Source organism: Pseudomonas reidholzensis, assembly GCF_900536025.1.
In the GTDB taxonomy this organism is placed as follows: domain Bacteria; phylum Pseudomonadota; class Gammaproteobacteria; order Pseudomonadales; family Pseudomonadaceae; genus Aquipseudomonas; species Aquipseudomonas reidholzensis.
Map to the genome: position 1 here is coordinate 1 of NZ_UNOZ01000019.1, position 20432 is coordinate 20432.

16 protein-coding genes and 1 pseudogene are annotated in these 20432 nt (G+C 65.0%); 10 read left to right on the top strand and 7 right to left on the bottom strand.

The window, feature by feature from the left end:
- Positions 1 to 491: 491 nt before the first annotated feature.
- The 3 genes from CCOS865_RS13785 to msuE are packed head-to-tail and all read right to left on the bottom strand — an operon-like array spanning position 492 to position 3372.
- The gene (locus CCOS865_RS13785; RefSeq protein WP_119141690.1) at positions 492 to 1601 is read right to left on the bottom strand and encodes a sigma-54 interaction domain-containing protein; all 1110 of its coding nucleotides are present in this window, start codon (positions 1599 to 1601) and stop codon (positions 492 to 494) included.
- Positions 1602 to 1612: 11 nt separating this feature from the next.
- Positions 1613 to 2800: an acyl-CoA dehydrogenase family protein gene (locus tag CCOS865_RS13790; RefSeq protein WP_119141692.1), complete on the bottom strand. Its 1188-nt coding sequence runs from the start codon at positions 2798 to 2800 to the stop codon at positions 1613 to 1615.
- An 11-nt stretch (positions 2801 to 2811) separates the two neighbouring features.
- On the bottom strand, positions 2812 to 3372 hold the full coding sequence (gene msuE / locus CCOS865_RS13795) for an FMN reductase (RefSeq protein ID WP_119141694.1): 561 nt from the start codon (positions 3370 to 3372) through the stop codon (positions 2812 to 2814).
- A 408-nt stretch (positions 3373 to 3780) separates the two neighbouring features.
- Between msuE and CCOS865_RS13800 the strand changes: the two are divergent.
- A pseudogene (locus CCOS865_RS13800) lies at positions 3781 to 4011 on the top strand (DNA-binding protein); the annotation flags it as partial.
- Between the two features lie 164 nt (positions 4012 to 4175).
- Here CCOS865_RS13800 and mrdA read toward each other — a convergent pair.
- On the bottom strand, positions 4176 to 6062 hold the full coding sequence (gene mrdA / locus CCOS865_RS13805; protein WP_119141696.1) for a penicillin-binding protein 2: 1887 nt from the start codon (positions 6060 to 6062) through the stop codon (positions 4176 to 4178).
- A gap of 324 nt (positions 6063 to 6386) precedes the next feature.
- Here mrdA and CCOS865_RS13810 point away from each other — a divergent pair, with 324 nt between their 5' ends.
- From CCOS865_RS13810 to CCOS865_RS13845, 8 genes are all read left to right on the top strand, one after another.
- Positions 6387 to 6722 carry a hypothetical protein gene (locus tag CCOS865_RS13810; RefSeq protein ID WP_119141698.1) on the top strand — a complete coding sequence of 112 codons (336 nt, stop codon included), beginning with the start codon at positions 6387 to 6389 and terminating at the stop codon, positions 6720 to 6722.
- 127 nt (positions 6723 to 6849) lie between these two features.
- Positions 6850 to 8340 carry an aldehyde dehydrogenase gene (locus CCOS865_RS13815; protein ID WP_119142047.1) on the top strand — a complete coding sequence of 497 codons (1491 nt, stop codon included), beginning with the start codon at positions 6850 to 6852 and terminating at the stop codon, positions 8338 to 8340.
- 338 nt (positions 8341 to 8678) lie between these two features.
- On the top strand, positions 8679 to 10061 hold the full coding sequence (locus CCOS865_RS13820) for an aspartate aminotransferase family protein (RefSeq protein WP_119141700.1): 1383 nt from the start codon (positions 8679 to 8681) through the stop codon (positions 10059 to 10061).
- 150 nt (positions 10062 to 10211) lie between these two features.
- Positions 10212 to 11591 (top strand): APC family permease, encoded by a 1380-nt coding sequence (locus CCOS865_RS13825; RefSeq protein WP_119141702.1) that lies wholly within the window; start codon positions 10212 to 10214, stop codon positions 11589 to 11591.
- Positions 11592 to 11859: 268 nt separating this feature from the next.
- Positions 11860 to 12783 (top strand): metal ABC transporter substrate-binding protein, encoded by a 924-nt coding sequence (locus CCOS865_RS13830; protein WP_119141704.1) that lies wholly within the window; start codon positions 11860 to 11862, stop codon positions 12781 to 12783.
- Positions 12780 to 13679, top strand: coding sequence for a manganese/iron ABC transporter ATP-binding protein (locus CCOS865_RS13835; protein ID WP_119141706.1), 900 nt, complete (start codon positions 12780 to 12782; stop codon positions 13677 to 13679). The genes CCOS865_RS13830 and CCOS865_RS13835 overlap by 4 nt, the downstream gene beginning before the upstream one ends.
- Positions 13676 to 14536 (top strand): metal ABC transporter permease, encoded by an 861-nt coding sequence (locus CCOS865_RS13840; protein WP_119141708.1) that lies wholly within the window; start codon positions 13676 to 13678, stop codon positions 14534 to 14536. The genes CCOS865_RS13835 and CCOS865_RS13840 overlap by 4 nt, the downstream gene beginning before the upstream one ends.
- The gene (locus CCOS865_RS13845; protein WP_119141710.1) at positions 14533 to 15387 is read left to right on the top strand and encodes a metal ABC transporter permease; all 855 of its coding nucleotides are present in this window, start codon (positions 14533 to 14535) and stop codon (positions 15385 to 15387) included. Before CCOS865_RS13840 ends, CCOS865_RS13845 begins: the two co-directional genes overlap by 4 nt.
- Here CCOS865_RS13845 and CCOS865_RS13850 read toward each other — a convergent pair.
- Positions 15333 to 16289: a LysR family transcriptional regulator gene (locus tag CCOS865_RS13850; RefSeq protein ID WP_119141712.1), complete on the bottom strand. Its 957-nt coding sequence runs from the start codon at positions 16287 to 16289 to the stop codon at positions 15333 to 15335. The genes CCOS865_RS13845 and CCOS865_RS13850 overlap by 55 nt on opposite strands.
- Positions 16290 to 16373: 84 nt before the next feature.
- Between CCOS865_RS13850 and CCOS865_RS13855 the strand changes: the two genes are divergently transcribed.
- On the top strand, positions 16374 to 16886 hold the full coding sequence (locus CCOS865_RS13855; RefSeq protein ID WP_119141714.1) for an SRPBCC family protein: 513 nt from the start codon (positions 16374 to 16376) through the stop codon (positions 16884 to 16886).
- Between the two features lie 22 nt (positions 16887 to 16908).
- Here the strand turns inward: CCOS865_RS13855 and CCOS865_RS13860 are convergent, their stop codons facing one another.
- Both CCOS865_RS13860 and CCOS865_RS13865 read right to left on the bottom strand, forming a co-directional pair.
- Complete coding sequence (locus CCOS865_RS13860; protein ID WP_244216106.1) at positions 16909 to 19302, bottom strand: efflux RND transporter permease subunit; 2394 nt, start codon at positions 19300 to 19302, stop codon at positions 16909 to 16911.
- Positions 19292 to 20416, bottom strand: a complete 1125-nt coding sequence (locus tag CCOS865_RS13865; RefSeq protein ID WP_244216107.1) for a WD40/YVTN/BNR-like repeat-containing protein — start codon at positions 20414 to 20416, stop codon at positions 19292 to 19294. The genes CCOS865_RS13860 and CCOS865_RS13865 overlap by 11 nt, the downstream gene beginning before the upstream one ends.
- Positions 20417 to 20432: the final 16 nt, after the last annotated feature.

The following is a 20432-nucleotide window of genomic DNA, read 5'->3' on the forward strand; positions in this document are numbered from 1 at the left end:
GAGCCTGGCAGGGGTGATGCTTGGGGTGTCGGCCGGGGTGGATGGGCGGGCCGAGACCTCGGTGGCGGATATCGCCACGGTGATGCTGGTGTGTGCGCTGATGTGCGGGGTGTCGGCGTGGGTGTTCAGGCGGTTGGCGAATTGATTGTGAGGAGTGCATAGCGGGTGCTAGCCACAGGCTTCTCGGGCGCCCTCACTATCGAGCGCCGCCCGCGCGGCGCTTCGCGAGTAAACTCGCTCCCACATTTGTTGCAACGTACCATGGCCTGTGAGAGAGGGGTTGCCAGCCTCGGTGCAAGGCGAAAGGTTGCAGGGAGGCCATTTGGGTCGGCTCAAGATTCTCGCCGTTCAAACAAGGGCTAAGGCTGAGGTCTTTCCGGCCATGGCACGATGCAACAAAATGTGGGAGCGAGTTTACTCGCGAAGCGCCGCGCGGGCGGCGCTCGATAGTGAGCGCGCCGCAAAAGCCTGTGGCCTGCACGGCCAGCCCCCTAAATCGACAACCGCAGCACCCGATTGTCGAGCGGCTGCTCCGGCCCCCGGCGCTTGTTGACCACCAGCTCACCGATCGCGATCAGCCGGGTGCGCGTGACATTGCGCGACAAGCCGAGCAGCTGCGCGGTATGCACCTGGTTGTAATGGCAGAACTGATAAGCCGAACGCAACAGCGCATTCTCGACCTTCTCGTACAATGCCCCAGGCTGCTCCTCATAGAGCCGGCTGAACGCGTGCTGCAGCAGCTCCTCAACGGTGCCGCCCCGTCTGTCACCCGCCGGCCCGTCCTCCTGACGCGCCAGTCGCAGGCTGGACAAGCGCAGATCCTGCGCCTGGATCTGCCCGTCGCCACACGTCAGCAGGCTGTGATGAATGACATTCTCCAACTCACGAATGTTGCCCGGCCAGCTGTACTCGACCAGCTTGGCCTGCGCCGGCGGGCTCAGTTCCACCGGCCCGTAACCGAGCCGCTCGCTGTAGGTGCGGATGAAATGCCAGGCCAGCGGCAGGATATCCCCAGGCCGGTCGCGCAACGGGTGCAGTGATAAGGTGACGACGTTCAGCCGGTAGTACAGGTCTTCGCGAAAATGCCCGGCATTGATGGCCCTTTCCAGTTGCACGTTGGTCGCTGCGAGCACCCGCACGTTGATCGGGATGCTCTTGCGCGAGCCCAGCCTGACCACCTCACGCTCCTGCAGCACGCGCAGCAGCTTGACCTGGATCGGCAGCGGCAGGTCGCCGATCTCGTCGAGAAACAACGTGCCGCCGTTGGCCTCCTCGAACCAGCCCGCCTTCGACGACAGCGCGCCGGTAAAGGCGCCTTTGTCGTGGCCGAACAATTCGGCCTCGACCAGTGACTCGGAGAAGGCCCCACAGTTGACCGCCACGAACGGCCCGTTGCGCCGGCCACTGAGGTTGTGCAGGTGGCGCGCGACCAGCTCCTTGCCGGTGCCGGTCTCGCCAGTGATCAGGACGCTGGCCTCACTGGGGGCGACCTGTTGCAGGTGGGCGAGCAGCGCCTGCGACCTGGGGTCTTCGAAGACCTGGGCGGTCGCCCTGATCGAGGTGGCCAGTGACGGGGACGGAGGGAGGGTCAGCAGCTGCATGGGAGGGCCTTTCAGGAATAGAACGACGGGGTCGGACGCTTGCCACTGAGGGCCCATTCGCCGAGCTCGTGGATGCGGTAGTCCACGGGGTCGTGCAGGGTTTGCGTCCTCAGGTTGCGCCAGTGGCGGTCGAAACGCAGCGAGGCATGGGTGGCGCGGGCACCGGTCACCTCGAACACGCGGTTGCAGATGTCCAGGCCCTGGCGGGTGGCCGCGACCTTGGCCGTGCCGATCGCCAGGGCCAGGTCACCGCGCTCTTCGGCGGTCAGCGCATGCTCCTTGGCCCAGGCGCTGTCGAGCTGGTCGGCGGCGCGCTCGATCAACAGGCGCATGCTCTCCAGGCCGACCCAGAACTCGCCGTAGTGGCGCAACACATAAGGGTCTTCGCTGACCTGCGCGGCGCTGGAGCGGAACCACGGCCGGCTCTCCTTGAGGCTGTACTGGCGGGCTTCGGCAAAGGCACCCTCGGCAATCCCGAGGAACAGGTTGGCGAAGTGCAGTTGCGCGATCAGCGGGCGCAGGGCGGCAAACGGCGTGCTCAGCGGGCCGGGGTCGAGCAGCAGTTCGTCACGCTCGACGCGCACACGCTCGAAGGTGGCGCTGCCGCTGTCGGTCTGCCGTTGGCCGATGTTGTTCCAGTCGTTGTGCAGGGTGATGCCGGTGCGGGCACTGGGGATGGCCGCGATCAGCAGCTTGCCGCCGGCGCGTTCATCGACGGCCGACGCGATGAGCATCTCCGAGTCGCTGGCACCGGAACAGAAACTCTTCTGCCCCGAGAATTCACACCAGCCGTCGAAGTGCTTGACCTGCGTGCGGGTGTCCAGCGGGTTCAGGGCATTGCCCCAGAACCACTGCTTGCGGGCGGTCTGCTCGAACCACGGCTGCCACTGATCGGGGCGCGCGAACAGCCGCACGGTGGCCAGCATCAGGTGATGAAAGCCGAACACGTGGGCGAGCGAACTGTCGACGCGGGCGAATTCGCGGACCACCTCGAAGGTCTCGCGCCAGCTGGCGCCCTGGCCGCCATAGGCGGTCGGGATGGTCAGCGACAACAGGCCGCTGTTGCGCAGGGCATCGCGCTCGGCCTTCGGTGTACCGCCGCGTTCGTCACGCTCCACGGCGGTCAGGGCAAATTCGCCGGCCAGTTCGCGGGCGATGGCCAGGGCAGGGTGCTGGGTTGGCTTCACAGGGGTAGTCATGGGCGCGCTCCTCAGGCGCTTTTGCGCAGCACGTGGTGCGCGGCGAACAGCGGCACGGCGCGCTCGGCGGCCAGGCGAATGCGCGCCGCAAGGGCCTCGCTGGTCACCCGGTAGTCGGCCAGTTCCGCTTGGCTGGCATAGACGCCGATGGGCAGGGTCAGGGCCTGGAGGAAGCTGAACAGCGGGCGCAACTGATGGTCGAGGACCAGCGCGTGGCGTTCGCTGCCACCGGTGGCCGCCAGCAGCACCGGGGTGTCGATCAGGGCGTCCTGGCCGATCAGGTCGAACAGGTGCTTGAAGTGGCCTGGGAAGCTGCCCCGGTAGACCGGGGTGGTCACCACTAGCAGGTCGGCTTTTTCTATCAGGCGTAATTGCTGCTCGACACTGTCGGGCAGTTCGCTGCGCCACAGTGCGCCGCCGAGGGGCCGAGCGATGTCGCCCAGTTCGATCAGTTGCGCCTTGATGTGCAGGTGGTGGCCCAGCTCAGCCAGGATGGCTTCGGTCAGGGCGAGCGTGCGGGAAGGGCGGCCAGTGCCACCAGACAAGGCTACGACGTTCAGCGGGGTGCTCATGGCGGGTCTCCAGTTCAGTGTGAGCGGGGGACTTTGCTTGAGCAATCGTCGTGCCGTGTATGAATTTCCTTATAGATCAACAGGCTGTGCTCAGGCCCGGTGTGCGACCGGTGTTGCCTGGTAGGCCTGTGTGTTGATCCGCTGTTGCGCTGCAGACAGTTGGCCAAGTGTTGGCGGCTGTACAGTGAGAGGAGTTATAGAGGATTTGCTGGCGGATAAAAAAGACTAAGAACTTATATTCTTATGCGATAGAGGGTTATTGCGTTTCCCTCGAATGTCCGCCTGCCAAGAACGGTCCTAACCCGTTGTAGGACCGGTCCCAAGCGCAACCCGAGTCACTTCACTGTGGCCTCTCGATCTGTAGTGTGACCTGACACATCCACCGCGACGCTCAAAGAGGGACCCGTAGTGACTGAATATGCGTTCACGCTCAGATATCAATTAGATGACCAGGCTGACATCGATGAATTGCTCGAGCGGTTAGGCGAGGCAGGCTGTGATGACGCGGTGATTGGTGTCGGGCAGCCAGGCCGACTGGCGCTGGAGTTCGTGCGTGAGTCCGAGTCTGTTCATGAGGCCATCGAGAGCGCGCTGGCGGACGTCTGTAAAGTTGTGCCTCGAGCCAGTCTCATCGACATTACCACCTGACCTTGTTCGCAGCGCTTGGGAATACCCTCGGCACCTGATCTAACGCATTCGCGGGGCAAGCCCGCTCCCCAGGGATGGCGCTGTGCTGGAGATTTGCGCGATCCCTGTGGGAGCGGGCTTGCCCCGCGAATGCGGCGGTACAGCCTCCCATCCCCTCAGCTATGCGGCGAGGCATGATCCCCGCCGGCATATTGCGCCTTGAGATGCCCCTGCTCATCGAGCAACCAGGCATCCATCACCTCACGCACCACAGGCCCGGCCACTCGGCCACCGGCCTCACCGTTCTCGATCATCACCGCGACCACGATCGACGGATGATCCGCCGGGGCAAAGCCTACGAACAAGGCATTGTCGCGATGGCGCTCGAGGGTCTTGTTGCGGTTGTAGCGCTCGCCCTGGCGGATCGCGACCACCTGCGCCGTGCCGCTCTTGCCGGCAATCCGGTACTGCGCGCCAGCGGCAGAGGCTCGGGCAATACCGCGCGGGTCGTGCATGACCATCTGCATGCCCTGGCTGACCTGGTCCCACGCCCGCTTGTCGTGCAGGACGATGTCCGGCATCGGGTTGGGGTCGACCGGCTGCTCGCCACCGACGGTCATCGCCAGGTGCGGGCGGTGCCACACGCCCTTGCTGGCCAGCAGGCTGGTGGCCTGGGCCAGTTGCAGTGGGGTGACCTGCATGTAGCCCTGGCCGATGCCGAGGATCAGCGTCTCGCCGGGGAACCAGGCCTGGCGCCGGGTGGCACGCTTCCACTGGGCCGATGGCATCAACCCGGCCGCCTCCTCGAACATGTCCAGCGAGACCTTCTGACCCAGGCCGAACTCGGCCATGTAGTCATGCAACCGGTCGATCCCCAGCTTGTGCGCAAGGTCATAGAAATAGGTGTCGTTGGAACGCATGATCGCGCTGTACATGTCCACCCAGCCATCGCCGCTGCGGTTCCAGTTGCGGTATTTGTGCGCGTAGTTGGGCAGCTCGTAGTAGCCCGGATCGAATACGCGGCTGGCGGGGGTAATGACGCCACTGTCGAGGCCGGCGATCGCCACTTCCGGTTTGACCGTCGAGCCCGGCGCGTAGAGCCCGCGCAGCACGCGGTTGAACAGTGGCCGGTCGATCGAGTCACGCAGCGCGGCGTACTGCTTGAAGCTGATGCCCTTGACGAACAGGTTGGGGTCGAAGCTGGGGTTGCTGACCATGGCCAGCACGTCGCCGGTCGCAGGGTCGAGCGCGACCACCGAACCACGACGGTCGCCGAGGGCTTTTTCCGCAGCCTGCTGCAGCTGCGCATCGAGGCTAAGGACAATGTTCTTGCCCGGGGTCGGGTCCTGGTGGCGGAGCACGCGCATGACCCGCCCCTGGGCATTGGTCTCGACCTCTTCATAGCCGACATGGCCGTGCAACTGGCTTTCGTAGAAACGCTCGATGCCCGTCTTGCCGATCGACTGGGTGCCCCGGTATTCGGTGCTGTCGAGGGTCTTGGCTTCTTTTTCGTTGATCCGCCCAACGTACCCGACCGAGTGGGCGAAGTGCTCGTTCATGGGGTATTCGCGGATGAACTGCGCTTCGACGTCGAGCCCCGGCAGGCGGAACTGATTGACGGCGATCAGGGCGATCTGTTCTTCGCTCAGGCCAACCATCAAGGTCACCGGCTCGAACGGCTTGCGGCCGCGGCGCAGGTCCTTGTCGAACTGACGGCGGTCATCCTCGCCGAGGCCGAGGATCTGCGCCAGGCTGTCGAGCACTGTGGCCGAGTCGCCCGCGCGCTCGCGGGTCATGGTCAGGTTGAAGCTGGGCTTGTTGTCGGCCAGCACCACGCCATTGCGGTCGTAGATCAGCCCGCGCTCGGGGGCGATCGGCAACACATGCACGCGGTTGTTTTCCGAGACGGCGCTCTGCTGGTCGTGCTGCAGCACCTGCAATACATACAGCCGGCCGACCAGCACCGCCACCAGGCCGATCGTCAGCGCCGCGCACACCAGCAGGCGGCGGTTGACCAGGTGTTTTTCCTTCTCGTGGTCTTTGAGGGGGATGGGTTGGGGCATGCGCGCTCTTCAGGGGGTACGCCAGGGCCGCGCTGGGCGGGAGGCGTGCGTTGACCGGGGCGGCGATGCTACGCAAGCGCCCTCGGAGGCTCAAGCCGCGGTGCCGGGCGGGAAGGCGAGGGGCACCGGGATAGCCCCGGTATTACTATGCTCGCACCCTCCATGAAGATTCGTTCATGTTGCGCTGGCCGCCAGACGCAGGTGCAACCCGACGATCGCGATGATCAACGACTGCCCCTGCCGATGACGAGGCGAACGGGGTCGGTTTTTTTGCATTTGCCCCGCACGCTGGCAATAATCCCGCCTTTTCAGGAGAAACGCCGTATGCAAACACGTAGCCTGGTGGCCGAGATTTTCTTCAGCATTCCCTCCCAACTGTGGGTCTTGCTGGTGGCCGGCCTGATTGCGTTCGGCGGCATCTGGCTGGCGCAACGGTTCGATCGCGAGCGCGCAGGGCGCATGGCGACCTATGCCGCGCTGCTGGCGTTGGCCATCATCCCCAACGGCGTGTACGTGCTGTTTCCACCCACCCCGGACATGCCCGAGCTGCTGGCGCGGGGGATGGCGCTGCCGAACTATGAAGGCCTGTTCTACCTCGATGCGTTCTACACCTTCGCCGGCTGGATGCTCAGCTGGGTGATCCGCAGCCGGATGGAGTAAAGCGGCTAGGCAGTTTTTTCATATAGCCGAAGCATATTTATCCTCGTTTTCCTCAACCCGAGAGTGGCGCACCATCCCCCCACATCAATAACAACTGACCGGCTCACGGTCGATGTGGGAGTACAGCGTGTTCGATCTCAACTACTGGCAACAGCGGGCTGCCCGCCAAACCTTCATCGACCAGGCCGTGATCGGCGGCCAGTCGGTGGGCAGCGCTTCAGGGGCGACCTTCGACGCCATCAACCCGGCCACTCACCAGCTGCTCGCGCGTGTTGCGGCGTGCGGCGAGGCAGACGTCGACCTGGCGGTGCGCAGCGCCCGGCGGGCGTTCAATGACGGACCGTGGAAGCGGATGGCACCGGCGGAGCGCAAGAAGATCCTGGTCAAGCTCGCCGAGCTGCTGTTGGCGCACCGCGAAGAGCTGGCGCTGCTCGATTCCTTGAACATGGGCAAGCCGGTCATGGATGCCTACAACATCGACGTGCCGGGCGCCGCCCACGTGTTCGCCTGGTATGGCGAAGCCCTCGACAAGGTCTACGACCAGGTTGCGCCCACGGCGGCCAATGCCCTGGCGACCATTACCCGCGAGGCCTTGGGCGTGGTGGCTGCGGTGGTGCCGTGGAACTTCCCCCTGGACATGGCCGCGTGGAAGCTCGCCCCGGCCCTGGCTGCGGGCAATAGCGTGGTGCTGAAACCCGCCGAACAGTCGCCGTTCTCTGCCTTGCGCCTGGCCCAGCTGGCGCTGGAGGCCGGGATCCCCGAGGGCGTGCTCAACGTGGTGCCGGGCCTGGGCGAAAGCGCCGGCAAGGCGCTGGGGCTGCACCCGGACGTCGATTGCCTGGTGTTCACCGGCTCGACCCAGGTCGGCAAGTACTTCATGCAGTACTCGGCGCAGTCCAACCTCAAGCAGGTCTGGCTGGAATGTGGCGGCAAGAGCCCGAACCTGGTGTTCGCCGATTGCCAGGACCTGGACCTCGCCGCCGAGAAAGCCGCCTTCGGCATCTTCTTCAACCAGGGCGAAGTGTGCTCGGCCAACTCGCGGCTGTACGTGCAGCGTTCGATCCATGATGAGTTCGTCGAGCGGCTGATCGCCAAGGCCCGCACCTGGATGCCCGGTGATCCGCTCGACCCTGCCAGCCGCGCCGGAGCGATCGTCGACAGCGAGCAGACCACGCGCATCATGCGCGCGATCGAGCAGGCCGGTAACGACGGCGCCAGGCTGTTGTGTGGCGGCGAGCAGTTGACGATCAATGGTTCGTCGAACTTCATCCAGCCGACGATCTTCGGCGATGTCGCCAGTACCAGTAGCCTGGCTCGGGACGAGGTGTTTGGCCCGGTACTCGCGGTCAGTGCCTTCGACACCGAAGAGCAGGCTGTGGAGCAAGCCAACGACAGCATCTACGGCCTGGCCGCCTCGGTCTGGAGCGATGACCTGAACCGCGCGCATCGGGTCGCGCGTGCGCTCAATGCCGGGACCGTGTCGGTCAACACCCTGGACGCGCTGGACGTTTCGGTGCCCTTCGGCGGCGGCAAGCAGTCCGGGTTTGGCCGTGACCTGTCACTGCACTCGTTCGACAAGTACACCCAGCTGAAAACCACCTGGTTCCAGCTGCGCTGAGGGCGACCCCTTTCAGCGTGTTCTGAGCTTGCGTCTGGCTTGAGCCTGCTGGGGCTGCTCTGCAGCCCTTTCGCGACGCAAGGCCGCTCCCACAGGTGGTGCGCATGCCTCGAATGCAGCGCTGGCCCTGTGGGAGCGGCCTTGTGTCGCGAAAGGGGTGCGAAGCGCCCCCCAGCGGGCCTTCGTCGTGCGCAAACTAAAACCCCGCAAGGCCTTTAGATTGGGCATCACAGGCCTTTGGTCAACTCACCCCAACGGGTGATTTCGGGGTGGCTCGGCGCGTGGGAGCATGACCTCGTCCCTTGCTTTGCAAGACCCACAACAAAGAGAACACCACCATGAACGCACCCTTCGCCCCGCAGCGCCAGACCCAGGACTACCAGAAGGCCGACGCCGCTCACCACATCCACGCATTCCTCGATCAGAAGGCGCTCAACGCCGAAGGCCCCCGCGTGATGGTCGGCGGCGAGCGCCTGCACCTGTGGGACAACGACGGCAACCGTTACCTGGACGGCATGTCCGGCCTGTGGTGCACCCAGCTGGGCTACGGGCGCAAGGACCTGACCGCCGCCGCCGCCGCGCAGATGGATCAGCTGGCGTACTACAACATGTTCTTCCACACCACCCACCCGGCGGTGATCGAGTTGTCCGAGCTGCTGTTCAGCCTGCTGCCCGGCCACTACAGCCACGTCATCTACACCAACTCCGGCTCCGAGGCCAACGAAGTGCTGATCCGCACCGTGCGCCGTTACTGGCAAGTGGTCGGCCAGCCGCAGAAGAAGATCATGATCGGCCGCTGGAACGGCTACCACGGCTCGACCCTGGCGGCCACGGCGCTGGGCGGCATGAAGTTCATGCACGAGATGGGCGGGATGATCCCGGATGTCGCACACATCGACGAACCCTACTGGTACGCCGCCGGTGGCGAGCTGAGCCCGGCCGAATTCGGTCGCCGTTGCGCCTTGCAGCTGGAAGAAAAGATCCTCGAACTGGGGGCAGAAAACGTCGCCGGCTTCATCGCCGAGCCGTTCCAGGGCGCGGGCGGGATGATCTTCCCGCCAGAAAGCTACTGGCCGGAAATCCAGCGGATCTGCCGTCAGTACGATGTGCTGTTGTGCGCCGATGAAGTGATCGGTGGCTTTGGCCGCACCGGCGAGTGGTTCGCCCACGAGTACTTCGGCTTCGAGCCAGACACCCTGTCCATCGCCAAGGGCCTGACCTCCGGCTACGTGCCCATGGGCGGCCTGGTGCTGGGCAAGCGTATCGCCGATGCGCTGGTGGAGCAGGGCGGGGTATTCGCCCACGGCCTGACCTACTCCGGCCACCCGGTGGCGGCGGCGGTGGCCCTGGCCAACCTCAAGGCGCTGCGCGACGAAGGCATCGTCCGCCAGGTGAAAGAGGACACCGGCCCGTACTTGCAGCAGCTCCTGCGCGAAGTGTTCAACGACCACCCGCTGATCGGTGAAGTGCAGGGCACGGGCCTGGTCGCCGCCTTGCAGTTTGCCGAGGACAAGGCCACGCGCAAGCGCTTCGCCAATGAAAACGACCTGGCCTGGCAGTGCCGCACCTTCGGCTTCGAGGCCGGGCTGATCATCCGCTCGACCCTGGGCCGGATGATCATGGCGCCGGCGCTGATCGCCACACGTGCGGAGCTTGACGAACTGGTCGAGAAAACCCGCATCGCCGTCGACCGCACCGCGCGGCTGGTCGGCAAGCTCTGAAGTGAAGGGTGCCACCCGGCTCGACGGGCGGCACCCCGTTTGACAGGGGGCTGCCGGTTGCGGCAGCCCAGCTTCCACTGAAGCTTCTTCAACGGTCTCGCGCGTGCTCGAGATTGCAGGCGTCCTGCTTCAAATTTTCAGGAGTTGGCAATGCATACAACAATAAACACAGTCGACACTCCCACCCACCAATCCTCCTCACAGGCCCCCGCGTCGGGGCGCTTTCGCAAATCCATGGGGCTTACCGCGCTGGTGCTGTTCGGCCTTGCCTACATGGTGCCGCTGGCGGTGTTCACCACCTATGGCCTGGTCACCCAGATGACCAAGGGGCACCTGCCCACGGCCTACCTGCTGACCCTCGCCGCGATGCTGCTGACCGCCTACAGCTACGGCCGCATGGTCCAGGCGCACCCGTACTCGGGGTCGGTCTACACCTACACGCGCAAGGCGTTTGGCAGTTACTTCGGCTTCATGGCCGGCTGGACCCTGTTGCTCGACTACATCTTCCTGCCGCTGCTCAGTTACCTGCTGATCGGCATCTACATGTCCGAGTACTTCCCGACGATTCACGCCTGGGTGTGGGTGCTCGGTTCGATCGCACTGGTGACCTTCCTCAACCTTATCGGCATCGAGTCAGTGACCCGGGTCAACTGGATCCTGGTGGTCGTGCAACTGGTGTTCATCGTGGTCTTCGTCGCCTTGTCGATCAGCAACCTGAGCGCCCAGGCGGAACCCGTCTCGTTGTTCAAGCCGTTTCATCATGAAGGCTTCAGCGTGCCGCTGATCATGACCGGGGCGGCGGTGCTGTGCCTGTCGTTTCTGGGGTTCGACGCGGTGTCGACCCTGGCCGAGGAAACCACCAACCCGAAGTCGCGCATTCCCCTGGCGATCATGGTGGTGTCGCTGGTCGGCGGACTGCTGTTCTTGCTGGTGTCGTATTTTGCCCAGATGGTCTTTCCGGAGTGGAGCACCTTCGCCGACCCTGACTCGGCGTCCGTGGACGTCATGCGCCGGGTGGGCGGTGAGTTGTTGGTGACGGCGTTCACCGCCACCTACGTGGCGGGCTGCTTCGCCTCGGCGATGGTCTCCCAGGCCAGTGTCTCGCGGGTGCTGTTCGCCATGGGCCGGGACGGTGCACTGCCGCGCGTGTTCGGCCGGCTGGTGACCCGCAAGCGGGTGCCGGCGACGGCGATCGTGCTGGTCAGCGTGCTGTCGCTGATCGCCTTGTTCATCACCCTCGACACGGTGGCCAACATGATCAGCTTTGGCGCGTTGTTCGCCTTCTCGGCGGTTAACCTGGCGGTGGTCAAGCACTACCTGGTCGACCAGAAGCTGAGCGGGGTACGCAACTACCTGCTGTTCGGGGGCATACCGGGGTTGGGCTTCCTCAGCACCATCTGGTTGTGGACCAGCCTGTCGAGCATGTCGTTCATGATTGGCCTGGGGTGGATGGCGGCGGGGCTGGCGTGCCTGCTGGTGACGACCCGGGCGTTCAGGGTGAAGCTGCCAGAGTTGCAGATGGCCGATTGAGGAGGAGTCCTGCAGGGCCTCTTCGCGGGGCAAGCCCGCTCCCACAGGGATAGCGCTGTTCTGGAGATTCGCGCGGTCCTGTGGGAGCGGGCTTGCCCCGCGAAGAGGGCGGTACGGCTGGCACCGTTGCCATCTGCGCAACAGCTCTCCATACTCCGACCTATCAAGCCAACTGCACGATCCTCTGACGCCGCTCAGGCCCCTGCACAAAGTTGGCAGCCTTACCGTGAACCTAGCCGTTTCCTCTGACGTGAAGTGGAAGTGACGGATGTTCGATACTGCCAAGCCCTGTACCCTGCTGATACGCCTCGCCAGCACGCTGCTCGGCGTGCTCCTGCTCGCCTCGCCTGCGGGCGCCGCGGAAAAATTCAAGGTGGTCACCACCTTCACCATCATTGCCGACATGGCGCGCAACGTCGCCGGTGACGCCGCGGTGGTCGAGTCGATCACCAAGCCCGGCGCTGAAATCCACAACTATTCGCCGACCCCCGGTGACCTGCGCCGCGCCCAGGGCGCCCAGCTGATCCTGTGGAACGGCCTGAACCTCGAGCTGTGGTTCGAGAAGTTTTTCGAGCGCCTGCAGCAAGTACCCGGGGTGGTCATCTCCGACGGTATCGAGCCCATGGGCATCGTCGCCGGCCCCTACACCGGCAAGCCCAACCCGCACGCCTGGATGTCGCCGCGCAACGCATTGATCTACGTCGACAACATCCGTGACGCACTGGTGCGCTACGACCCGGCCAACGCCGCGGTCTACCAGCACAATGCCGAGGCCTACAAGGCACGCATCGAGGCAACCATTGCGCCGTTGCGTGCGCGGATCGAGCAGATCCCACCGGCCAAGCGCTGGCTGGTCAGCAGCGAAGGGGCGTTTTCTTACCTGGCGCGTGACTTCGACCTCAAGGAGCTGTACCTCTGGCCGATCAACGCCGACCAGCAGGGCACGCCCAATCAGGTGCGCAAGGTCATCGACGGCGTGCGCGCCAATGCCATTGCGGCGGTGTTCAGTGAGAGCACCGTCTCCGACAAGCCCGCGCGTCAGGTTGCCCGCGAGACCGGCGCGCGCTATGGCGGTGTGCTCTATGTGGATTCGCTGAGCGCAGGCGATGGGCCGGTGCCGACCTATCTCGATTTGCTGCGGGTCACCACCGACACCGTCATCCAGGGGCTGAGCGAGGGACCCGGGCAATGAACCAGTTCCGCGAACCGCCGCCCGCCGCGACGACGCTCGAAGCGGGCATTGTCGTCCAGGGCGCTACGGTCACCTACCGCAACGGCCACACCGCGCTGCACGATGCCAGCTTCGAGCTGCCGATGGGCACCATCACCGCCTTGGTGGGGATCAACGGCTCGGGCAAATCCACCCTGTTCAAGGCGATCATGGGCCTGGTACGCCTGGCCGCCGGGCACATCAGCGTGCTCGGCATGCCCGCCGAGCGCGCCCTGCGGCAGAAATTCACGGCCTATGTGCCGCAGGCCGAGGAGGTCGACTGGGACTTTCCGGTGCTGGTCGAGGACGTGGTGATGATGGGCCGTTATGGCCACATGGGCCCGCTGCGTATCGCCCGGCGCGCCGACCACCAGGCGGTGGACGCGGCGTTGCAGCGGGTCGACATGGCTGACTTGCGCAAACGGCAGATCGGCGAGCTGTCGGGCGGGCAGCGCAAACGGGTGTTCCTCGCCCGTGCGTTGGCCCAGGACAGCCGGATCATCCTGCTCGACGAGCCGTTCACCGGCGTCGATGTAAAGACCGAAGACCAGATCATCCAGTTGCTGCGGGAGCTGCGCGAAGAAGGCCGGATCATGCTGGTCTCGACCCACAACCTCGGGTCGGTACCGGAGTTCTGCGACCGCGTGGTGCTGATCAAGGGCACCGTGCTGGCCCACGGGCCGACCGACGAGGTCTATACCCGCGACAACCTCGAGCGGGCCTTCGGCGGGGTCTTGCGCCACTTCGCCCTGATGCCGGGTGATCAACCGCTGCAGCCGCTGGTGAGCGTGTTCAGTGACGATGAGCGCCCGCTGATCCTGCGCAACGGCTTCCCGGCACGCCGCGAACGCGACAGCGACACCGAGGCCGACTCATGATCGAACTGCTGCTCGAGCCGTTCGCCTACGGCTACATGCGCAATGCCCTGTGGGTGTCGACGCTGGTCGGCGGGGTGTGCGCGTTTCTCTCCTGTTACCTGATGCTCAAGGGCTGGTCGCTGATTGGCGATGCGCTGTCGCATTCGATCGTGCCGGGCGTAGCGGGGGCCTACATGATCGGCTTGCCGTTCTCGCTCGGCGCCTTTTTCGCCGGCGGCCTGGCGTCCGCTGCCTTGCTGTTCCTGCAGCGGCGCACGCGGCTCAAGGAAGACGTGGTGATCGGCATGATCTTCACCTCGTTCTTCGGCCTGGGCCTGTTCATGGTGTCGCTGTCGCCGACCTCGGTGAACATCCAGACCATCGTGCTCGGCAACATCCTCGCGATCACCCCGAGTGACACGCTGCAGTTGGCCATTATCGGCGTGGTCACGCTGGTGGTCCTGCTGGCCAAGTGGCGCGACCTGATGCTGACGTTCTTCGACGAAAACCAGGCCCGCGCGGTCGGTATCCACCCCGGGCGGCTGAAACTGTTGTTCTTCGCCTTGCTGTCGGCCTCGACCGTCGCGGCATTGCAGACGGTGGGCGCCTTCCTGGTCATCTGCATGGTGATCACCCCCGGCGCGACCGCCTACCTGCTCAGCGACCGTTTCCCACGCCTGCTGGTGATTGCCGTGTGCATCGGCGCCCTGACCAGCCTGACCGGTACCTACCTGAGCTATTACCTCGATGGGGCCACCGGGGGTGTCATCGTCGTGCTGCAAACGGTGATCTTCCTGCTGGTCTTCGTGTTTGCCCGCAAACACGGCCTGCTGGCTGCCCGCCGCCGTCGCCGGCAAGCGCTGGAGGTGCAGCCATGAGCTGGGTCGAGGTCGTGCTGGAGCCGTTTCGGTTCGACTTCATGGTCAGCGCCTTGAGCATTGCCGTGCTCATCGCCATCCCCATGGCATTGTTGTCGTGCTTCCTGGTACTCAAAGGCTGGGCCTTGCTGGGCGATGCCATCGCCCACGCGGTGTTCCCCGGCGTGGTGATTGCCTACATCCTGCACATTCCCTACGCCATCGGTGCATTCGTCGCCGGCATGTTCTGCGCCATCGCCACGGGCTTTCTCAAGGAGAACAGCCGGATCAAGCAAGACACGGTCATGGGCATCGTCTATTCGGGGATGTTCGGCCTTGGGCTGGTGCTGTACCTGAAGATCGAGTCCGACGTGCACCTGGACCACATCCTCTTCGGCGACATTCTTGGCGCCAATAGCCAGGACCTGTGGATGTGCGGCGGCATCGCGCTGCTGACCAGCGTGGTCATCGCGATCAAGTGGAAAGACCTGATGTTGCACACCTTCGATGCCATCCAGGCGCACACCGTCGGCTTGCGCACGGGCTGGCTGCATTACGGCTTGCTGTGCCTGATCTCGCTGGCGGTGGTGGGGGCGCTCAAGGCGTCAGGGGTGATCCTGGCCATTGCGCTGCTGATCGCGCCTGGCGCGATTGCCGCGCTGTTGACCCGCCAGCTCAAGTACATGCTGTGGCTTGCGCTGATCGTCGCGGTGGCCTGCGCGTTTCTCGGTGTGTACCTGTCGTTCTACCTCGACAGTGCGCCAGCGCCGACCATCGTCCTGGTGTTCGCCATCGTGTTCATGCTGACCCTGGGCTATCAGGCGGTTGGCCCTGCGGCCTTGAAAGGCGTCAATGGCTCGCAGAGCTTGTGAGCCGCAGCGACCGTTTCGATCAGCAGTGCGCGGATCCAGCGGTGCGCCGGATCGCGCTCGGTGCGTTCATGCCAGGCCAGCGTCTTGCTGAACCCGGGGATTTCGATCGGTGGCTGCAGCACGCGCAAACCGTCCCGCTGCTGCGCGAGGCGGCTGGGCACCACTGCGATCAGGTCGCTGGTCATGAGGATCTGTGGCAAGACCAGAAAACTGCTCAGCGACAGGGTCACGCGCCGTGTTCTGCCGATACGCGCCAGCGCATCATCGGTCACCCCCCGAAACGCGCCGCCTGAGGGCGACACCAGGGCGTGGTCCAGCGCGCAAAAGCGCTCAAGGCTGATGGCCTGGCCACTGGCATCGGCGTGGTCGGCACGCAGCAGGCAGACGTACGCCTCGTCGAACAGAAACGCACTCTGCAACCCTGCGGCCACGGTCTGCGGGGTGAGCAGCGCCAGGTCGACATCGCCGCGCTCCATCTGCGCCGGCAGCGCCTGCTCGTCGACCGGCAGCACGCACACCCGCACGTTCGGCGCGCGCAGCCGCAAGGCCGCGAGGAAGGGCGCGACCACGGCCTGCAGGGCGTAATCGGTGGACGCCAGGGTGACCGTCAGCTGGGCGGTGCTGGGGTCGAACTCGCTGGGCTTGAGCAAGCCTTCGATGTCGGCCAGCAAGCGCTTGACCGGTATCGCCAGCTGTTCTGCGCGCAGGGTCGGGGTGATCCCGCGTTGCCCGCGGACGAACAACGGGTCATCGAAGCTTTCCCGCAGCCGGTTCAACATGCCGCTCACGGCCGGCTGAGTCAGCGCCAGGCGCTGGGCCGCGCGGGTGACGCTGCGCTCATCGAGCAGTGCGTCGAGCGCTTTGAGCAGGTTGAGGTCCAGGTGTCTGATATCAGTATTCATGATGAGGTGGATAAATTATCGCGATTGGTGTTATTTCACGCTATCACCCATGCTCGCTGCAGTCCAATTCAGCGAGGCACGCACATGAACGCAATCCACTGGCCCGAAGGCTACCTGCCGGGTTTTACCGAGAATTTCGTTTCCAATGAAGTGATCGTTCGCGGCCTGACCGCCGCGCAGGTCTGGCCGCTGCTGGCCGAGCCGCAACGCTGGCCGACGTACTATGCCAACTCGGCCAATGTGCGCTTCCATGCGCATGACGGCCCGCCACTGGCAGACGGCGTGTGCTTCTTCTTCGAGACCTTCGGTTTCCCGGTTGAAGCGCAGTGCAACGAGTTCGTGCCGCCAGCGGCGGGTGCGCCTGCGCGCATTGCCTGGCATGGCTGGGCGGGTGAGGGTGATACCCGGCTCGATGTGCATCACGCCTGGTTGATCGAAGACTTGCCCGGCGGGCGGGTGCGTATCCTCACCCAGGAAACCCAGAAGGGTAAGCCGGCCGAGGCGCTGGCCAAGCAGAAGCCAAACCCGATGATCAACGGCCATCAGGAGTGGCTGGATGGCCTGGTCGACGCGGCGCAGGCCGGCAACGCACGCTGAGCGTTGCGGGCCTGCGCGTCGATCACACTGGCCGGGGTTGCGGCAGCAGCAGCCTGGCCAGCGCGGGAGTCAATATCAGCGCGCCGAGCATGTTCCAGATGAACATGAACGCCAGCAGGATGCCCATGTCGGCCTGGAACTTGATCGGCGACAGCACCCAGGTGGCCACCGCCACGCCGAGCGTCACGCCGGTCAGCACCACCACCTTGCCGGTGGACAGCAGCGCCGTGTAGTAGGCGGTGGACAGGCTCGCGCCTTGGCGCAGGTTGGCCAGGGTGATGCTGAGGATGTACAGCGAGTAGTCCACGCCGATCCCCACGCCAAGCGCGATCACCGGCAAGGTGGCGACCTTGAGGCCGATGTCCAGGCCGACCATCAGCGCCTCGCACAGCACCGAGGTGAGCATCAGCGGCAGCACCGTGCAGACCACCGCCCGCCATGAGCGGAAGGTGATCAGGCACAGCACGATCACGGCGGCATAGACCATCAGCAGCATCTGCAGGTTGGCCCGTTTGACCACGATGTTGGTCGCCGCCTCGATGCCGGCGTTGCCCGCGGCCGACATGAACTGCAGGTCGGCGGTGTTGTGCTGCGCCGCGAACTGCTCGACGGTCTGCGCCACGCGGGTCAGGGTGTCGGCCTTGTGGTCGCTGAGAAACACGTTGACGGTCAGCAGGTCGCAGTTCTGGTTGAACAGCTCACGCGGCGCACGGGTGATGATGGCGTTCAGCAGGCCCTGGTTCTTGGGTATTTCATACCAGCGCAGGCTGCCTTCGTTCATGCCGGCGGCGGCCTGTTTGCTCAAGGCCGCCAGGGAGCTGGTGGAGACCACACCAGGCAACTGCTGCAAGCGCGCCTCGAGCGCATCGACGCTGACCAGCGTGTCGTAGTTGGCGCAGTAGAACGCCGGCGTCTTCACCATGACCACATACTTGTCGCTGCTGGCGGCATAGTTGCCAACCATGAACGCGTTGTCCTGGTTGTAGCGCGAGTCGGCGCGCAGTTCCGGCGCGCCGGGGTTGAGGTCACCGACCTTGACCTGCAGGCTGATGGCAAACCCGACCGCCCCCAGCAGCGCGGCCACCGCAATGGCCAGGCGCGCCCACTTGAGCTCGGTGAAGCGGTCCAGAAACGCCCACAGCGCATGGCGGCGATGTTGCAGGTCACCCAGCGCCAGGCGCTCGGCCTCGGCTTCGCGGCGGGCGGCGCGCAGGCTCACACCGGTGTACGAGAGCAGGATCGGCAACAGCACCAGGTTGGTCAGGACCAGCACCATGACGCCCACCGTGGCGGTCACGGCAAGGTCCTGGATCACCGGAATATTGATGATCATCAACACCGCGAAGCCCACGGCATCGGCCATCAGCGCCATCAGGCCGGTGAGGAACAGGCGGCGGAAGGTGAAGCGCGCGGCAATCAGCTTGTCGGCACCGCGGCCGATGTCCTGCATGATGCCGTTCATCTTTTGCGCGCCATGGCTGAGGCCGATGGCGAACACCAGAAACGGCACCAGGATCGAGTACGGGTCCAGCTGGTAGCCCAGCGTTGGCAGCAGGCCGAGCAGCCAGACCACGGCGATCAGTGAGCAGGCCAACACCAGCAAGGTGCTGCGCAGGCAGCGGGTGTACCAGAACAGCACCAGCGCGCAGATCACCAGGGTAGCGGCGAAGAACACCTGCATCAGCAGCAGGCCGTCCATCAGGTCGCCGACCACCTTGGCAAAGCCGGTGATGACGATCTGGTACTGGTCGCCTTCGTATTGCTGGCGCAGTTGCTCCAGGCGTTGCGACAGCGCGTGGTAGTCCAGCGGTTGCGCCCCCTCGGCGCTGGTGTCCTGCAGCGGCAGGAGGATCACGCTCGAGCGCATGTTGGCGGCGACCAGGCGGCCGATCTCGCCGGAGCGTTCGAGGTTCTGCCTCACCTGGTCGATGCTCGCGCTGGAGCCGTCGTAGTCGTCGGGGATCACCGGGCCGCCGTCGAAGCCCTCTTCGGTCACGCCGATCCAGCGGGTGGCTGGGGTCCACAACGACTTCATGTACGGACGGTCGACGCCGTCGAGCAGAAACAGCGCGTCGTTGATCTGCTTGAGGGTGTCCAGGTACTCGGCGTCGTAGATCGTGCCGTGCTTGCTGCTCAGGGCGATGCGCAGGGTGTTGCCGCCCTCGCCGAGCTGGCCGCGGTACTTGAAGTAGTTCTCGATGTACGGGTGGCCGACCGGGATCATCTTTTCGAAGGCCGCGCTCAGGCGCAGGTCGGTCGCTTGCCAGCCGAGCAGGGCACTGATCAGCAGGCACAGCGCGACGACCAGGCCGCGGTGGTTGAACAGCAGGCGTTCGACCAGGCTGCCGGACTGCTTGTCGAAGGTTTTCAGGTCGAGCAGGGTGGTGTCGTCGGGCGCGGTCACTTTACTGTTCACGGGCGCTGCTCCGTTGGCCATCTTGCAGGGAGAACGCACTCAGCCCGCGCACACCGGCGAGCATGAAGCGGCCGTCAGCGGTTTCACTGAGGCTGGTCAGCGAGCTGGCCTGGGTGGGCGCGGCAGTGAAGTGCCGGCCTTGGTCCTGGCTGGTGAGGACGCGGCCGGTCTCGTCGACCAGCAGCAGCGTACCGTCGCTGGCGCGGGCGCCGGCGGTGAGGGTTACCGGCTGGTCATTGGCGATGGTCTGCCAGCTGTCGCCCAGGTCGTCCGAACGCAGGATCTTGCCGCGCAAGCCAAACGCGAGCAGGCTCTTTTCGCGCCCGGCGAGCAGGCCGAACAGCGTGCCGGTGGCCGGCGTATCGAGGGCGGTGAAGTGCGCGCCGTGGTCACTGGAGCGCAACAGCAGGCCTTGCTCGGCAGCGATGAAGACGTTGCCATCGAGTTCGAGAATGTCGTACAGGTGCAGCGCCGAAGGGTTGTCTAGCTGCTGGCTGATCGAGCGCCAGTGCGCACCGCCGTCGGCCGTGGCGAAGGCCAGCCCGTAGGCGCCGACCACCAGCCCGCGCTGGGCGTCGAAGAAGTGCACCGCGAGAAACGGCTTGTCGGCACCGTCGTCCAGCAATTGCCGTGCGTCATCGAGCTGGCGTTGGGTGTCGGCGTCGGGGCGTGCTGCATGTGCGGCGGTTGCCGCGTCGACGGCCAGTTGCGCCGCCTGGTTGCCATCGAGCTGCTTGACCCAGCTGCGGCCACCGTCGCTGCTGTGCAGGATCACCCCGGCGTGGCCGACCGCCCAGCCTTGCTCGGGGCTGGCGAAGGTGACCTGGGTCAGCGTCACGCTGACCGGAGAGGGGACCTGCTGCCAGCGCTGGCCGTTGTCTTGCGAGCGCAGAATGAAACCGCGTTCGCCCACTGCCAGCAACTGATCGCCGGCACGGGTGACATCCAGCATCAGGGCCCGCGCCGCCAGTTCGCTGTGCAACGCAGGCCGCTCATACAGGGGCGCGTCAAGGGTTGCGGCGCTGGCGGGCAGGGCGCCCAGGCCAAGACTGGCCAAGGCCAAGGACAACAGTGTGGGTACTGCACAGGCATGGAGCTTTGTTTTTATGGCCATCACTACCTCGACAATC

What these genes read in the sequence shown, in the direction of transcription:
- CCOS865_RS13785 (WP_119141690.1), bottom strand. Translation starts at nt 1,601, where the DNA reads ATGCAGCTGCTGACCCTCCCTCCGTCCCCGTCACTGGCCACCTCGATC.
- CCOS865_RS13790 (WP_119141692.1), bottom strand. Translation starts at nt 2,800, where the DNA reads ATGACTACCCCTGTGAAGCCAACCCAGCACCCTGCCCTGGCCATCGCC.
- msuE (WP_119141694.1), bottom strand. Translation starts at nt 3,372, where the DNA reads ATGAGCACCCCGCTGAACGTCGTAGCCTTGTCTGGTGGCACTGGCCGC.
- mrdA (WP_119141696.1), bottom strand. Translation starts at nt 6,062, where the DNA reads ATGCCCCAACCCATCCCCCTCAAAGACCACGAGAAGGAAAAACACCTG.
- CCOS865_RS13810 (WP_119141698.1), top strand. Translation starts at nt 6,387, where the DNA reads ATGCAAACACGTAGCCTGGTGGCCGAGATTTTCTTCAGCATTCCCTCC.
- CCOS865_RS13820 (WP_119141700.1), top strand. Translation starts at nt 8,679, where the DNA reads ATGAACGCACCCTTCGCCCCGCAGCGCCAGACCCAGGACTACCAGAAG.
- CCOS865_RS13825 (WP_119141702.1), top strand. Translation starts at nt 10,212, where the DNA reads ATGCATACAACAATAAACACAGTCGACACTCCCACCCACCAATCCTCC.
- CCOS865_RS13830 (WP_119141704.1), top strand. Translation starts at nt 11,860, where the DNA reads ATGTTCGATACTGCCAAGCCCTGTACCCTGCTGATACGCCTCGCCAGC.
- CCOS865_RS13835 (WP_119141706.1), top strand. Translation starts at nt 12,780, where the DNA reads ATGAACCAGTTCCGCGAACCGCCGCCCGCCGCGACGACGCTCGAAGCG.
- CCOS865_RS13840 (WP_119141708.1), top strand. Translation starts at nt 13,676, where the DNA reads ATGATCGAACTGCTGCTCGAGCCGTTCGCCTACGGCTACATGCGCAAT.
- CCOS865_RS13845 (WP_119141710.1), top strand. Translation starts at nt 14,533, where the DNA reads ATGAGCTGGGTCGAGGTCGTGCTGGAGCCGTTTCGGTTCGACTTCATG.
- CCOS865_RS13850 (WP_119141712.1), bottom strand. Translation starts at nt 16,289, where the DNA reads ATGAATACTGATATCAGACACCTGGACCTCAACCTGCTCAAAGCGCTC.
- CCOS865_RS13855 (WP_119141714.1), top strand. Translation starts at nt 16,374, where the DNA reads ATGAACGCAATCCACTGGCCCGAAGGCTACCTGCCGGGTTTTACCGAG.
- CCOS865_RS13865 (WP_244216107.1), bottom strand. Translation starts at nt 20,416, where the DNA reads ATGGCCATAAAAACAAAGCTCCATGCCTGTGCAGTACCCACACTGTTG.